General features: G+C 50.4%; 13 protein-coding genes and 1 riboswitch. Of the genes, 9 read left to right on the top strand and 4 right to left on the bottom strand.

Annotated elements, in window-relative coordinates:
- Positions 1-166: 166 nt before the first annotated feature.
- The gene (locus B5X72_RS12040) at positions 167-811 is read left to right on the top strand and encodes a TylF/MycF/NovP-related O-methyltransferase (protein ID WP_200121046.1); all 645 of its coding nucleotides are present in this window, start codon (positions 167-169) and stop codon (positions 809-811) included.
- An 18-nt stretch (positions 812-829) separates the two neighbouring features.
- Here B5X72_RS12040 and B5X72_RS12035 read toward each other — a convergent pair whose 3' ends face one another.
- On the bottom strand, positions 830-1201 hold the full coding sequence (locus B5X72_RS12035; RefSeq protein ID WP_079717148.1) for a hypothetical protein: 372 nt from the start codon (positions 1199-1201) through the stop codon (positions 830-832).
- A gap of 121 nt (positions 1202-1322) precedes the next feature.
- Here B5X72_RS12035 and B5X72_RS12030 point away from each other — a divergent pair, with 121 nt between their 5' ends.
- The 8 genes from B5X72_RS12030 (at position 1323) to dusB (ending at position 11448) form a co-directional block, all read left to right on the top strand.
- Positions 1323-3131, top strand: a complete 1809-nt coding sequence (locus tag B5X72_RS12030; protein ID WP_079717147.1) for a sensor histidine kinase — start codon at positions 1323-1325, stop codon at positions 3129-3131.
- Positions 3132-3141: 10 nt separating this feature from the next.
- A complete protein-coding gene (locus B5X72_RS12025; protein WP_079717146.1) occupies positions 3142-3834 on the top strand; it encodes a response regulator transcription factor in 693 nt (230 codons plus the stop codon).
- Between the two features lie 116 nt (positions 3835-3950).
- Positions 3951-4054, top strand: a riboswitch (SAM riboswitch).
- A 119-nt stretch (positions 4055-4173) separates the two neighbouring features.
- Positions 4174-6495: a 5-methyltetrahydropteroyltriglutamate--homocysteine S-methyltransferase gene (gene metE / locus B5X72_RS12020; protein ID WP_079717145.1), complete on the top strand. Its 2322-nt coding sequence runs from the start codon at positions 4174-4176 to the stop codon at positions 6493-6495.
- A 124-nt stretch (positions 6496-6619) separates the two neighbouring features.
- Complete coding sequence (gene trmD / locus B5X72_RS12015; RefSeq protein WP_079717144.1) at positions 6620-7297, top strand: tRNA (guanosine(37)-N1)-methyltransferase TrmD; 678 nt, start codon at positions 6620-6622, stop codon at positions 7295-7297.
- 231 nt (positions 7298-7528) lie between these two features.
- Positions 7529-8938: an anthranilate synthase component I family protein gene (locus tag B5X72_RS12010; RefSeq protein WP_079717143.1), complete on the top strand. Its 1410-nt coding sequence runs from the start codon at positions 7529-7531 to the stop codon at positions 8936-8938.
- Positions 8939-8945: 7 nt separating this feature from the next.
- On the top strand, positions 8946-9611 hold the full coding sequence (locus tag B5X72_RS12005) for an anthranilate synthase component II (protein WP_079717142.1): 666 nt from the start codon (positions 8946-8948) through the stop codon (positions 9609-9611).
- Between the two features lie 6 nt (positions 9612-9617).
- On the top strand, positions 9618-10412 hold the full coding sequence (gene trpC / locus B5X72_RS12000) for an indole-3-glycerol phosphate synthase TrpC (protein WP_079717141.1): 795 nt from the start codon (positions 9618-9620) through the stop codon (positions 10410-10412).
- A 43-nt stretch (positions 10413-10455) separates the two neighbouring features.
- On the top strand, positions 10456-11448 hold the full coding sequence (gene dusB, locus B5X72_RS11995) for a tRNA dihydrouridine synthase DusB (protein ID WP_079717264.1): 993 nt from the start codon (positions 10456-10458) through the stop codon (positions 11446-11448).
- Here dusB and B5X72_RS11990 read toward each other — a convergent pair.
- From B5X72_RS11990 to B5X72_RS11980, 3 genes are all read right to left on the bottom strand, one after another.
- Positions 11445-12950, bottom strand: coding sequence for a lipopolysaccharide biosynthesis protein (locus B5X72_RS11990; protein WP_079717140.1), 1506 nt, complete (start codon positions 12948-12950; stop codon positions 11445-11447). The two genes, dusB and B5X72_RS11990, sit on opposite strands and share 4 nt — an antisense overlap.
- Positions 12951-12968: 18 nt before the next feature.
- Positions 12969-13268, bottom strand: coding sequence for an acylphosphatase (locus tag B5X72_RS11985; RefSeq protein ID WP_394332955.1), 300 nt, complete (start codon positions 13266-13268; stop codon positions 12969-12971).
- A 131-nt stretch (positions 13269-13399) separates the two neighbouring features.
- Positions 13400-14245, bottom strand: a complete 846-nt coding sequence (locus tag B5X72_RS11980) for an endonuclease/exonuclease/phosphatase family protein (RefSeq protein ID WP_079717139.1) — start codon at positions 14243-14245, stop codon at positions 13400-13402.
- Positions 14246-14247 lie beyond the last annotated feature (2 nt).

The following is a 14247-nucleotide window of genomic DNA, read 5'->3' as shown; positions in this document are numbered from 1 at the left end:
CAAACTTGTAGCGTTATATATCACATTGGACAACCGTCCAGCTGGGCAATGAATAACATTCCTGCCCCTACACGTATTGATGTTGACAAAAATGATAGCTGACCAGTTTCTCATAAAAGCACAGTCTTTATTTTATTCCTTCACAGACAAAGAAAAGGCTCAGCTTATGCGGATAAAAACGCAGCAACTGACCTATTTGACGACCAAGGATCTATTTAACCTGTATCGCGCGGCCGCTGAGGTAGAGCGTGCGGGGGTCCCGGGATTGTTTATCGAAGCCGGCTGCGCGCTGGGTGGCTCGGCCATCGCCATCGGAAAGGCAAAAAGCAAGCAACGGGAATTTCGGATATACGACGCGTTTGGATTGATTCCCCCACCGTCGGAAAAGGATGATGCCGATGTACATGCCCGGTATGAAGAAATCAAAAGCGGAAAATCTAAAGGACTGGGCAACAATACCTACTATGGCTATACCGAAAATCTGAAGGAGGTCGTCACCGCCAACCTCGCTAAACACGGCGTCCCCGTCGAAACCAACAACATCAAACTGATAAAGGGATATTTCGAGGATACCCTGTATCTCACGGAGCCGGTGGCTTTCGCGCACATCGATTGCGATTGGTATGCCTCCGTGATGAGCTGCCTTGTTCAAATTGAGCCCCGTTTGTCGCCCGGCGGTGTCATTGTATTTGACGACTATTACGCGTGGTCAGGCTGCCGGTCTGCCGTGGATGAATATTTCCGCGATAAAAGCGGGTTTGAGCTTAGCAAAAAGGGCAGAAAACTCCACGTCAGAAAGGCCGCACGATAACCAGTGGCCCGCGGCGGTTCAATTTTCCGATGGTTCAATCGGAGGCAGCGTGGGTTTCTTCCGCTTCGGCAAAATAGTTAATGGTTTATCCCGGATGCTATCCGGTTGTGCCGGCGTAACCAACGGACCATGGTACAGGTTCGGCATGGATACGCAGTTATCCCCACGGTATCCATTCGGTATTTCAACACACCTGTCTCCGCGATATGCGTTGGGCATCGGATCGGTCGGAAACGACTGTAAGCGATGCTGCTTGGGGGCGGCTGCAGCGCTATCAGCCGGGCTGTTCTTTCCCGCAAATCCGTCAGCCCGCTGCTGTTTGTTGTCCGATTGCCCGTAGGCCACGGTAAAAATGCCAATAACACCTAATACGATGATGAACGCTTTCATTGTCCCAGGGAATTAGTACAATTCAAAAATAGCAAAAACACGTCAAGGCCGTCATGTTATCCCTGTTAAAATATGTTAAAACCCTGTGTATTGCTGCTTAGCTTCTGTATTTTTGTGTGGGATGAAACATAAGAGTATCGGATTGATTATCGGGTTGATGACCGTGGCCCTACTGGGGGTGATGGCCATGCAATACTTTTTTATTAAGCAATCATACATCCTGAAAGCACAGCTATTTGACGAATCGGTGAAAGCTGCGCTCAACGCGGTCGCCGCCAAGGCTGAAAAACGAGAGGTCATGCAGCTCGCCGATGCCCAGCGCAAAAACAAAGAAAAACTGGAGCGGGAGCAACGCAAGCTGGAGGAACAGTTGCGCCTAAAAACCGAGATTGAGCGGCTACGGGAAAAACAAGCCCGGCAATACGCCGCCTTCAAACGGCATGAGGAGACGCTGTTTGCACAATATCCCGTGGTGCTGCCTATTGAAAGCAATGAGTTTTATGAGACGTATCTCAATGATTCCCGGTATAAAGACTTTTTGCGCGTCAAATTTCAGACGAACGCCACGGTTGATGGCGCTTTCCAACGCAATGACAATATTGTGGGTCTCTATGCTATCCGGCAGGTGCCGTTGCTCAAAGCCAAAGATGACAGCGTGCGTTATTTTATTCCAGGCCCCATTGCATACGGCTCCACGGTTTTAAATTACGCCATCGAAACCTTACCTCCCAGGCAAGATCTCAAGCTGAAAAGCGAAATAGCCCGCAAAGAGCGCCAGCTCCAACTGCTGGAGGCCACTACGCTGATGGACACCATTGCGATACTAAGCGGCAAAAACCCCCAATTAATGGAGGATTTCGCCGCAGAGATCGAACTGTATAAACGCCCGTTGAGCCAGCGCATCGACGTTGCTTATATCAGACGCGAGCTGCGTAAGGAGCTGCTAAGCCGGGATATAAAATCCGCCTTCAACCTGGAAATAAAAGACAACCACACCACGCTGTATGCGTTCGCGAATTTTTCGGCGGAGGACCTTTCGTCCCAAAACCTGTATACCACCGAGTTATTCCGTGCGGACAATGAGCGCTCATCCGGCCGGCTTTCTGTCTATTTCCCCAATAAAGCCAACATTTTGATGGGCAACATGACGGTCATGCTGTTTTCGTCGGTCGCGCTTTTACTGGTACTCATCAGCTGTTTTGCGTACACCATCTTTACCATGCTCCGCCAAAAGAAGATTTCCGAGATGAAGACGGATTTCATCAACAACATGACGCACGAGTTTAAAACCCCCGTGGCGACCATCATGATTGCCAGCGAATCCCTGCGCGATCCCGAGATAGCATCTGATCAGACGCGGGCTGCCCGTCTCGCTAATATCATATACGACGAAAATGTGCGCTTAGGCAACCATATCGAACGGGTGCTTAACATCGCACGCCTGGAAAAAGGAAACCTCAAATTGGAACTTCGCGATGTAGATGTTAATGACCTTGCGCAAGCCGTGGTGGATAGCATGGAGCTGCAATTGCTCAAAAACGACGCCAATGTGCACATGCATCTTGATGCAACAGATGCTACTGTCGTGGGAGACGAATTACATTTATCCAACGTGTTTTTCAATTTGATCGATAACGCGATTAAGTACAGCAAAGAAAAGCCCGACATCACCATTAAAACAAGAAATGCCGGCAGCCACATACACATTACCGTGGCCGATAAGGGCATCGGAATGAACCGTGACCAGCTTTCCAAGATTTTCGATCAGTTTTACCGCATACCCACCGGAAACCGTCACGACGTAAAAGGATTCGGTTTGGGGTTAAGCTACGTAAGTGACATTGTAAAACGATTTGGCGGCAAAGTGCAGGTAAAAAGCGAGAAGGACAAAGGAACTGCGTTTGAAATCATGCTGCCGCTCAAAGGATAGGGAGACTATTATGCAAAAAATTCTATTAGCAGAGGACGACCCCAATTTGGGCGACATCTTGAAGGACTACCTGGAACTGAAAGGAAAGTTTGACGTCACACTCTGCAAAGACGGCGACGAAGCCCTTCGCCAATTCAATAAAGAGAAATTTGACCTCTGCATCCTCGATGTGATGATGCCCCGTAAAGACGGCTTTACCTTGGGCAAAGAAATCCGGAAAGCCAACGCGGACATTCCCATTATCTTTGCCACGGCAAAAGGGATGATGGAAGACAAGACCGAAGCATTTGGCCTGGGGGGTGATGACTACATTACCAAGCCCTTCCGCGTGGAAGAGCTTTTGCTCCGTATCAACGCCTTGCTTAAGCGGGCATCCCGCGAAAAGCAAGGGGAGGAGGAACTCCCGGACAAATTCCAAATCGGGAATTACCACTTCGATTATGTCGCCCAGCAAATCAGCAGCAATGGCCATCAGCAGAAACTATCCACCAAGGAGGCTGAGTTGTTGCGCCTACTTTGCATCAAAAAGAACGATGTGCTCACCCGGGAGGAAGCCCTGCTAAAAATCTGGCACGACGACAACTATTTCAATGGCCGTAGCATGGACGTTTTTTTGAGCAAACTGCGCAAATACCTGCGCGATGATCCCAAGGTGGAAATCGTGAATGTGCATGGCAAGGGTTATAAGCTGTTGGTCAGTTAATCAGGCTGGGATAAGCGCCTTCTACAAGTTTGCTCGTTTCCGCATGACGGATGGATGGGCACCGCGCCTGCGAATTATTTTTTGCGCATTTCAAATTTTATGCCGATATTAGCGGCCGCTTATGGAGAAAGGCAGAGGGAATGGACCCTGTGAAGCCTTAGCAACCTGTCACCAGACAAGGTGCTAAATTCTACCCCGGGTAATCGGGGAAAAATAAGCAGACACAACTCACCTTGTGCCCTCTCCCCTAAAGCAATATAAAAACGTAGGATCGCCGATTCCGAAGTAGGAGAGGCGGTAGCTGATTTGTATATTTAAAAAGTTATCATACACATTGTCATGTTAAAAACCAACAATTTGGGTTACCCCCGCATCGGCGCCCTAAGGGAACTGAAGAAGGCTAACGAAGCCTATTGGGCAAAAAAAATAGGCCAGCAAGAGCTATTGGATGCTGCACGCGCTATACGCGAAAGCAATTGGAAGACCCAGCAGGATGCGGGTATTGACCTCATCCCGTCAAATGATTTCTCTTTCTATGATCAGGTGTTGGACCTCTCGCTGACCGTGGGCGCTATCCCTGCTCGTTACCAGGGCTTTCCGTTAGCAGGAGCATCTTCATACAACCTCGATTTGTATTTTGCCATGGCCCGCGGTTTCCAGCAGGACGGCCTGGATGTGACCGCCATGGAAATGACCAAATGGTTTGATACCAACTACCATTACATTGTTCCTGAATTTGTAAAAGACCAGCAGTTTCGCCTTACTTCGGAAAAGATCGTCAACGAGTTTAACGAAGCCAAGCAGTTAGGTATTGTCACCAAACCGGTATTGTTGGGTCCAATCACTTACTTGCTTTTAGGCAAGGAAAAAGAAGCCGGCTTCAACCGCTTGGATTTGATAGATCGCCTATTGCCTGTTTATGAAGAAATCCTCGGCAAACTGGCTCAAGCCGGAGCCCTGTGGATACAATTTGATGAACCGTTTTTGGCGCTGGATATCGACGACAAGACCCGGGCGCTCTATCAAACCGTCTATGATCGCCTCTCGGCCGCCGCTAATGGCATCAAGCTGTTGGTCGCCACTTATTTCGAGGCGCTGCAGGAAAATGCGCAAACGGCGCTGCGCCTGCCGGTGCAGGCGCTGCATGTCGATCTTGTACGCGGCGAAAAACAGTTGGACGAACTGTTACCTGCCGTGCCTGCCAACCTTATTCTTTCTTTGGGCGTGGTGGATGGCCGCAATATCTGGAAAAATGACTACGAAGCGTCTCTCCGGAAGATTAAACAGGCCGTGGACACATTAGGTGCAGACCGCGTTTGGGTAGCGCCGTCAAGCTCCTTACTGCATGTTCCGTTTGACCTGGATTTAGAAGACAATGAACAATCGTTGCCCGCGGAGGTCAAAAACTGGCTGGCCTTTGCCAAACAAAAGCTGGCAGAGGTAAAAGATTTGGCCGTCCTGGCAACTGGCAACGTTGACGCGGCGACATTAAGCCGTTTCGAAGCCAACAGGGCTGCACAGCAAAGCCGGCGTACCTCAACGTTGATTCACCGCGAGGAGGTGAAGGCCCGTGTAAAAAGCATTACCGATGCCGACGCACAACGGACAAGTCCGTTCGCCGAACGCAAAGCAAAGCAACTTGCAAAATTCAACCTGCCGGCCTTTGCCACCACCACCATCGGCTCGTTCCCACAGACACGGGACGTCCGCAAGTGGCGGGCCGACCTGAAGAAGGGCGCCATCACGCAAGAGGAATATGATAAACTCATCGCCGAAGAAACCGAGCGGACCATCCGTCTGCAAGAAGAATTGGATATCGATGTGCTGGTGCATGGCGAATTCGAACGCAACGACATGGTGGAGTACTTCGGCGAGCAGCTCTCCGGTTATGCGTTCACCAAAAATGGGTGGGTGCAATCGTACGGTTCACGCTGCGTGAAGCCCCCCATCATCTATGGCGACGTAAGCCGCCCCGCAGATATGACCGTGCGCTGGTCTGCATATGCGCAATCGCTCACCGAACGCCCCGTGAAGGGCATGCTCACCGGACCGGTAACGATCCTGCAGTGGTCGTTCGTGCGCAATGACCAGCCGCGTTCAGAGACCACCTACCAGATTGCGCTCGCCATCCTGGATGAAGTACAGGCACTGGAAAAAGCCGGCATCAAGATCATCCAAATTGACGAGCCTGCCATCCGCGAAGGACTCCCGCTGCGTAAGGCCGACCATAAGGGATACCTTGACTGGGCGGTACGTGCGTTTCGCGTCTCCTCATCCAATGTGGAAGACGACACGCAAATCCATACGCATATGTGCTATTCAGAGTTTAATGACATCATTGAGCACATCGCGGCGATGGATGCTGATGTCATCACCATCGAAACGTCCCGCTCACAAATGGAATTGTTGGATGCCTTTGCTGACTTCAATTACCCGAATGACATTGGCCCCGGCGTTTATGACATCCATTCACCTCGTGTACCGAGCAAGGAGGAGATCGTAGCCCTGCTTGAAAAAGCAAAGGCCGTCATTCCTGCGGAGCAACTATGGGTTAATCCGGACTGCGGCCTAAAGACCCGTGCCTGGCCTGAAACCAAGGCGGCTTTGGAAGCCATGGTAGAAGCGGCCAAAACGTTGCGCGGCGTAACAGAAACGGTGTAAGTGCCTTTACGCGACAAATTTTCGCTGACTCCGGCTGCCAATAGCGGCAGCCGGACTTTTTTAACCCCCCTAAAGGCCATCGGCCACGGCCGACCCATCACCAAAAAACACTATCTTTGCCCGTATGCGGTTTGACATTATTACGGTGCTACCCCAGCTGTTGGATAGTCCTTTTGCACATTCCATCTTACAGCGTGCGCAAAAAAAGGGACTTTGCGAAATCGTTGTGCACAACCTGCGCGATTACGCCGATAATAAGCATAAAAGCGTGGACGACTACCCGTACGGGGGCGGCAGCGGCATGGTGATGCAAGTGGCCCCTTTTGCCGCTTGTATCGAGCAACTGCAAGCCCAGCGCAGCTATGATGAGATCATCTTCATGACACCTGACGGCGACACGCTCAACCAGACTATCGCCAACCACCTGTCAACCAAAGCCAACCTTATCATCCTTTGTGGGCATTATAAGGGCATTGACCAACGCATACGCGACATCTATGTGACCCGTGAACTTTCGATCGGCGACTATGTCCTCTCCGGCGGAGAGCTGCCTGCGGCGGTCTTGGTTGATGCTGTTGTACGTCTGCTCCCGGGCGTGCTATCGGATGAAACATCAGCGCTTTCGGATTCGTTCCAAGGTGGCTTATTGGACGCTCCGGTGTATACCCGGCCGGCCGACTGGAATGGGCACAAAGTTCCCGATGTATTGCTCAGTGGCAATCAGGCCGCCATCAACCAATGGCGGGACGAACAGGCCATCGCCCGGACCAAATCCCGAAGGCCGGATCTGTTGGATGACTGATTTTTTTCATTTTTACCACAAAAAATTTGTTTGGCGTTTTTTTTTTATATTTTTGCTACACTATGTTAATGAACAAGTTCCGCATCGCATTATGGTGGCGGCTCGATGGAAATAACGTCGGGCAGGCTGGGACGGTTACATGTGGTTAATCACGGCTCAAGATTTAAACATATATGCCCCGACGTTTTAAAAATCCGTCGGGTTTTTTTTGTTGTCTATTAAAAGGAAATTATGGCTTATCGATTTAAAACCAACTACAAACACTTGCTGGCGGATACCACCACGCCGGTAAGCACTTACCTCAGGCTGCGTGACGTGTTTCCAAACAGCCTGTTGCTTGAAAGCTCAGAATACCATAGCCGGGAAAACAACATGAGCTATATTTGTTGCCAGCCAATAGCAGGTATTAAACTGGATAAGGAGTTTCTCGAAATCCAGTACCCCGGCAGCCCGGTGGAAAGGAAGCCTGCTGCTGCCATCAACCTTCGTGAAGAAGTTTCCCTGTTCAGGCAAGCGTTTGAAGAAACACGCGTATTGGATGCTAATGTCATTTCCAATGGCCTGTTTGGCTTCTTTACGTTTGATACGGTAGCTCACTTTGAGGATATCGAATTGAAAAGCCCGATCGATCCCAACCGCAATATTCCTTACTTGCAATACCATGTCTATCGGTATGTCATTGCCATCGATCATTTCCGCAATCAGCTTTATATGTTCGAGCATCAACTTGAAAACGAAGAAAGCCCCTCCGGATTGGAAAAAATCCAATACCTTATCCAAAACAAAAACTTCCCCGAATACAGCTTTTCCATCAACGGTGGAGAAACGTCAAACATGACCGATGAGGGGTTTAAAGCCCTCGTAGAAAAAATGAAGACCCACATTTACCGGGGTGATGTTTTCCAGATTGTGCCGTCCAGGAGCTTTTCCCGGCCATTCTTAGGCGATGAATTCAACGTATACCGTTCGCTACGCTCCATCAACCCTTCACCGTACCTGTTTTATTTCGACTACGGTGACTTCAAATTATTCGGCTCCTCGCCCGAAGCCCAATTGACCATCCGCAACAATGAAGCGACCATTTACCCCATTGCCGGTACGTTCAAGCGTAGCGGCAACCAAGAACGGGATGAAAAAATTGCTGAAGCCCTTAAGGAAGACCCTAAGGAAAACGCCGAACATGTTATGCTGGTCGATCTTGCCCGCAACGATTTAAGCCGTCACTGTGCGCATGTACACGTCAAATCTTACAAGGAGACGCAGTATTACTCCCATATTATCCACTTGGTTTCCAAAGTCTGCGGTACACTGAAAAAAGGAATAAACTCTTTTGATGTCGTGGGAGATACATTTCCGGCCGGGACGCTTAGCGGAGCACCCAAACATATGGCCATGCAGTTGATCGATCGCTATGAAAACCAGCAGCGCAGCTTTTATAGCGGAGCCATCGGCTATATGGGCTTTAATGGCGATTTCAACCACGCCATCATGATACGTTCGTTCTTAAGCCGCAACAACACCCTTCATTATCAAGCCGGCGCAGGCATTGTTGCCGATTCAAATCCCGAAAACGAGCTTCAGGAAGTCAATAACAAAATTGCCGCCCTGCGCAAAGCGCTGGAACTGGCACAAGATATTTAATACGACAATGAACAACCCACAACAATCATCACCACGGATATTGGTGGTAGACAATTACGACTCTTTCACCTTCAACCTCGTGCACCTCCTGCATGAATGCGGGCATGATGCCACGGTATGGCGCAATGATAAGTTTGCGCTGGAAGATGTAGCGGCTTTCGACAAAATCCTGCTTTCGCCCGGGCCGGGCATTCCGCAGGAGGCGGGATTACTGCTTGATGTCATCCGCGAATACGGGCCAACGAAAAGCATTCTCGGTATCTGCCTTGGCCAACAGGCCATCGCCGAAGTGTATGGCGGCTCCCTTTATAATCTTGCCAAGCCAGTACATGGTATGGCCATGCCGCTATCGGTTACGGTATCTGACGAGCCCCTATTCAGCGGCCTGCCGTCCTCGTTTTCCGTAGGACGCTATCATTCCTGGGCGGTATCGCGGGAGCAATTACCCGATGTCCTCCGCATCACCGCCGAGGATGACTACGGAGTCATCATGGGCCTCTCGCACCGCACATTGGATGTAAAGGGGCTACAATTCCATCCCGAATCGGTACTCACCCAATATGGCAAGGAGATGATTGCCAACTGGCTGTCGTCAACACCCCAGCATCGATCACCGATCACCGGCCACCCTTCACTGGCCGCAGATCACCCTTCACCGACCATTGACCACTGAAAAAAAATGACTATCTTAGATACCATCATCGCCAAAAAAAGACAGGAAGTCGAACAGGCAAAAGCAACCCTTTCGATAACCGATTTGGAAAGGAAACCGCTATTTTCCCGAGCATGTTTTTCGCTGCGCGAATTTGTATTGTCGCCCGGCAAAAACGGCATCATCGCCGAATATAAGCGCGCTTCGCCATCCAAGGGAATCATTAACGATCGCTCACCCGTGGAGGAAGTCGTTGCCGGCTACCAGGCCGCCCACGTGTCAGCAGTCTCCGTACTTACTGATTCGGAGTTTTTTAGCGGCAGCCTCAATGACCTGACGGCCGCGCGTGACGCACTGCTTATTCCCCTGCTCCGTAAGGAGTTTATCATTGACGAGTATCAGCTGTTTGAAGCCAAAGCGCATGGTGCGGATGTTATCTTGTTGATTGCGGCGGTCCTCCGGCCAAGTGAGATCAAGTCGTTGTCTGAAACGGCACAATCACTGGGCCTCAGCGTCCTACTGGAAGTGCACGGACACGACGAACTCGACCGCAGCATCATGGACAGCGTAGATGCCATCGGCGTAAACAACCGCAACTTGAAAGACTTTACGGTATCACTGGAGCATTCGCTGGGACTGGCCGATTCGATTCCAGACCGGTTTATCAAGGTTTCAGAAAGTGGCATCAGCAATGCCGCCACTATCAAGCGGCTGCGCCAAGCAGGATTCCAAGCCTTCCTGATTGGCGAAAATTTCATGAAGACCGGAGATCCCGCACAAGCCATACAGCACTTCGTTGCGTCTTTGCAGTCATCCGATTAGCAAAAATTTGCGTATTTTTGCACCGGACATCAACGATCCTTACATGACTGTCAAAATAGGCAATATTGATCTCGGTGAATTTCCACTGCTCCTTGCACCGATGGAGGATGTCAGTGATCCGCCTTTCCGCTTTGTATGCAAACAAAACGGGGTGGACATGATGTACACCGAATTCATTTCGTCGGAGGGGCTCATCCGCGACGCAGCCAAAAGCCGACAGAAACTGGACATATTCGAATACGAGCGCCCCATCGGCATTCAGATTTTTGGCAGCGACATCGATACCATGCGCGAAGCAACGGAGATTGCCTCTCAGGCGGGGCCGGACCTCATCGATATCAACTATGGCTGCCCAGTCAAAAATGTTGCCTGCCGTGGGGCCGGAGCCAGCCTGCTGCAGGATATAGACAAGATGACGGCCATGACCAAGGCCGTGGTGGGGGCCACGCATCTGCCCGTGACGGTCAAGACGCGCCTTGGTTGGGACGATAACACCAAGAATGTGTATGAGGTCGCCGAACGCCTTCAGGATGTCGGCATTCAAGCCTTGAGCATTCATGGCCGCACACGCGCGCAGCTTTACAAGGGACAAGCCGATTGGCACCTCATCCGGGAGGTAAAACGCAACCCCCGCATCCAAATTCCTATTTTCGGCAATGGCGACGTCGACAGTGTGGAGAAGGCTGCCGCATGGCGCATGGAGTATGAAGTAGACGGCATCATGATTGGCCGTGCATCGATTGGGTACCCGTGGATATTCCGCGAAATTAAGCACTTTTTCCAAACAGGCGAATACCTCCCTGGCCCCACCATTGCCGAACGGGTGGCTGTCTGCCGCACACACTTCGAGAAATCCATTGCGTGGAAAGGGGAGAAAACCGGTGTCTTCGAAATGCGGCGTCACTACGCCAACTATTTCAAAGGCATTCCGCATTTCAAGGAGTATCGCATGAAACTGGTTTCCCTTACGGCTATTGCCGACATCCACGCCGTGCTCGATGAAATCAGTGAGCAGTTTGAGCCCGAATGGGCTTAACGAGTGCTTCGCTTAAAGACCGCCAGCAACATTTTCCGCTCCAGCAAAAGCGTCACGCCAATAAACCCCAGGAAAAGGAGGTTTCCAACGTATACATTCCTATCGAAGACACTGAAGGACAGCCAGCAGATGCCTGCACCTGCCAAGATATAGCCCAATGCCTTGCCTACCCGATAAGGAATGGGGTATCGCTGCTGTCCCCAGAAGTAGGAAAGTGCTACCATACAACAATAAACGACCAGCGTAATCCAGACCGAGGCAACATAGCTATACCGCGGGATGAACACGAAATTGAGCACCAAGGTGATGACAGCGCCAATACCTGAAATATAAAGACCAAAGCGCGTCTGATCCGAAAGCTTATACCAAATCGATAAATTTACATAAATACCCAATAAAACATAGCCCATAAGCAAGATCGGGACAATGTGCAAACCCGACCAATAGAGCGCCATGTCCGCCTCGCTTCCGCCGCGTATAAAATATTTCAGCCATTCGATATTGACCGTGATGCCGACCATCACCAGTACCATGGCAATCACAAAATAATCCATGATGATCGCATAAACGCTACGGGCATTCGCATTTTTTGCGTAGCTGAAAAAAAACGGTTCGGCCCCCAGGCGGAATGCCTGTACGAAAAGGCTAAGAAAGACCGCAATGCGGGAGACTGCGCCATATATGCCGTTATCCACCTCTCCTGCTTTTCCCGGCACCAGGAGGGGGATCATCATCTTATCGAGGTACTCGTTGATGATAAACGAAATGTTGGCAACCAATACGGGAAAGCTGTACGAAAGCATGTCAACCAGAAGCTTGCGATCAGGCCGTAGCCGAATCTTCCGCAGTTCAGGAAGCAGAAGCACGAGCGTAAGCCCGCTGGCAGCAAGATTGGCCAAAAAAACGTAGCCCAACCATCCCTGTCGATACCACCCTTCAAAGTAGGGAACCCATGCGGGCATGTGGTGCAATGCCCACGGAATAACCACGATAAACAGTAGGTTGAGCCCCACCAACGTCAGGACATTCAGGAGTTTCACCACCGCAAACCGAATCGGGCGCCCGTCGGCCCGCAGCTGCGCAAAAGGTATAACAGCCAATGCATCTGCCGCCAGAATGACCGCAAAATAGCGAACATATCGAGGATAGTCGTCGCCCTGACCACCATTGTCGAGCCATGCTGCGATAGTCGGTGTAAATAAAAAAACGGTAATGACAAATAAGACGGAAACGAACAGAATGACAAGGAAACTGTTGCTGAGAACCCTTTCCTTGTTGTTTTCGTGCTTCTGTAGGTATCGGAAAAAGGTGGTTTCCATTCCGAATGCCAGAACAGCCTGTACCATCGCCGCCCAACTATACAAATGGGTGAAAATGCCATAAACAGCCGTTGGAAACTTCCTTACGAACAGCGGCGTAAGCACAAAGTTGATCAGCCGCGCAACGATGGTGCTCAGCCCGTAAATAGCGGTTTGTCCGGCAAATTTTTGAAGTACAGACAAGTTCTTAAAACATTACGATCAGTCACGCGATTTCCTGATGACCTCAAAGTTACGATAGTTTTTCATTTCGCCTTCCTCGCAATCGACTTTTTCGACTACCGCCCCTTCGGGCCCCTCCTGGCACCATTCAAAGAACGATTCAAGCGCAAATGAATCGCCTTCCGCTTCAATATATACGGTACCTTCAGGTTTGTTTCGGGCCGTTCCTTTCACGCCCAGCTGGTCAGCCACCGCCTTGGTCGTCAGTCGGAAATACACACCCTGCACTTTTCCGTACACCGTGATGTTGAGGTGTTTCAGCTCATGTTCGTTTGCCATTGCCGGAGATCGTAAATTACCTCCAAAAATAAAAAGTATCACCGAAAAATGCGTTGCGTTTCTCAGATTAGCAATCACTTGTTAAAAAAATAGGCAAATAGTCCAATGTCCTATTTGCCTAACCTGACTTATCAGCGTACTAAACGAAGGGTTGCTACCACAGGCAGGTGATCCGATGGATACCGTTGATCCTTCGCATCCGTCAGCACGGCATATTTCGTCACTTCAAAGTGGTCACTTACCAATACATAGTCTATGCGGTTGCGCAACGGGGCAGTAAACCGGAAGCCGTTTGACGTGCCCACAGGTCCGTAAGGAGGCATCTTGGTAGCGCTATAGGCATCGTTGAGCAAGGCCGACAGGCCTTTAATCTGTTCCGTTTCGGGCGTGGAGTTGAAATCGCCGGTACAGATAACAGGCAGCTCCCCCGCGATTTCCTTAATTTTCGCCACCATCAGCTTCCCTGATTCTCGGCGAGCAACCACCCCTTGGTGATCAAAGTGGGCATTGAACACGTAAAACGCCCTTTGAGTGTTTTTATCGGTCATTTTTACCCATGAACAAATTCTGTTGCAACACGTGGCGTCCCATCCCAGTCCAGGTACTTCCGGGGTTTCGCTCAGCCAAAAATTGCCGGAGTCGATGATTTCGAAGCGGTCTTTCTTGTAAAGGATAGCCGAGTGTTCGCCGCCTTGTTGGCCGTCGTCGCGCCCAGCACCGAAATAGGCATACCCTGGCATTTCCAACAGATCGTTGATCTGATGGATAAATGCCTCCTGCGTGCCAACGATATCGAAATCGTGATATTGGATAAGTGCTTTGACGTTCGCTTTGCGGTGCGGCCAGGCGTTCAGGCTATCGCGTGGCGTGTCCATCCGCAGGTTATAGCTGGCAACGTTTAAGGTAGACCGCCGTTCCTGTGCGTTAACCCCGCCCAGCAGGGTTAACGACATTAAGATGATGAAGAACTTGTTCATCG

Origin of the sequence: Parapedobacter luteus (assembly GCF_900168055.1) — a bacterium.
In the GTDB taxonomy this organism is placed as follows: domain Bacteria; phylum Bacteroidota; class Bacteroidia; order Sphingobacteriales; family Sphingobacteriaceae; genus Parapedobacter; species Parapedobacter luteus.
This window is presented reverse-complemented; position numbering and strand designations above follow the sequence as displayed.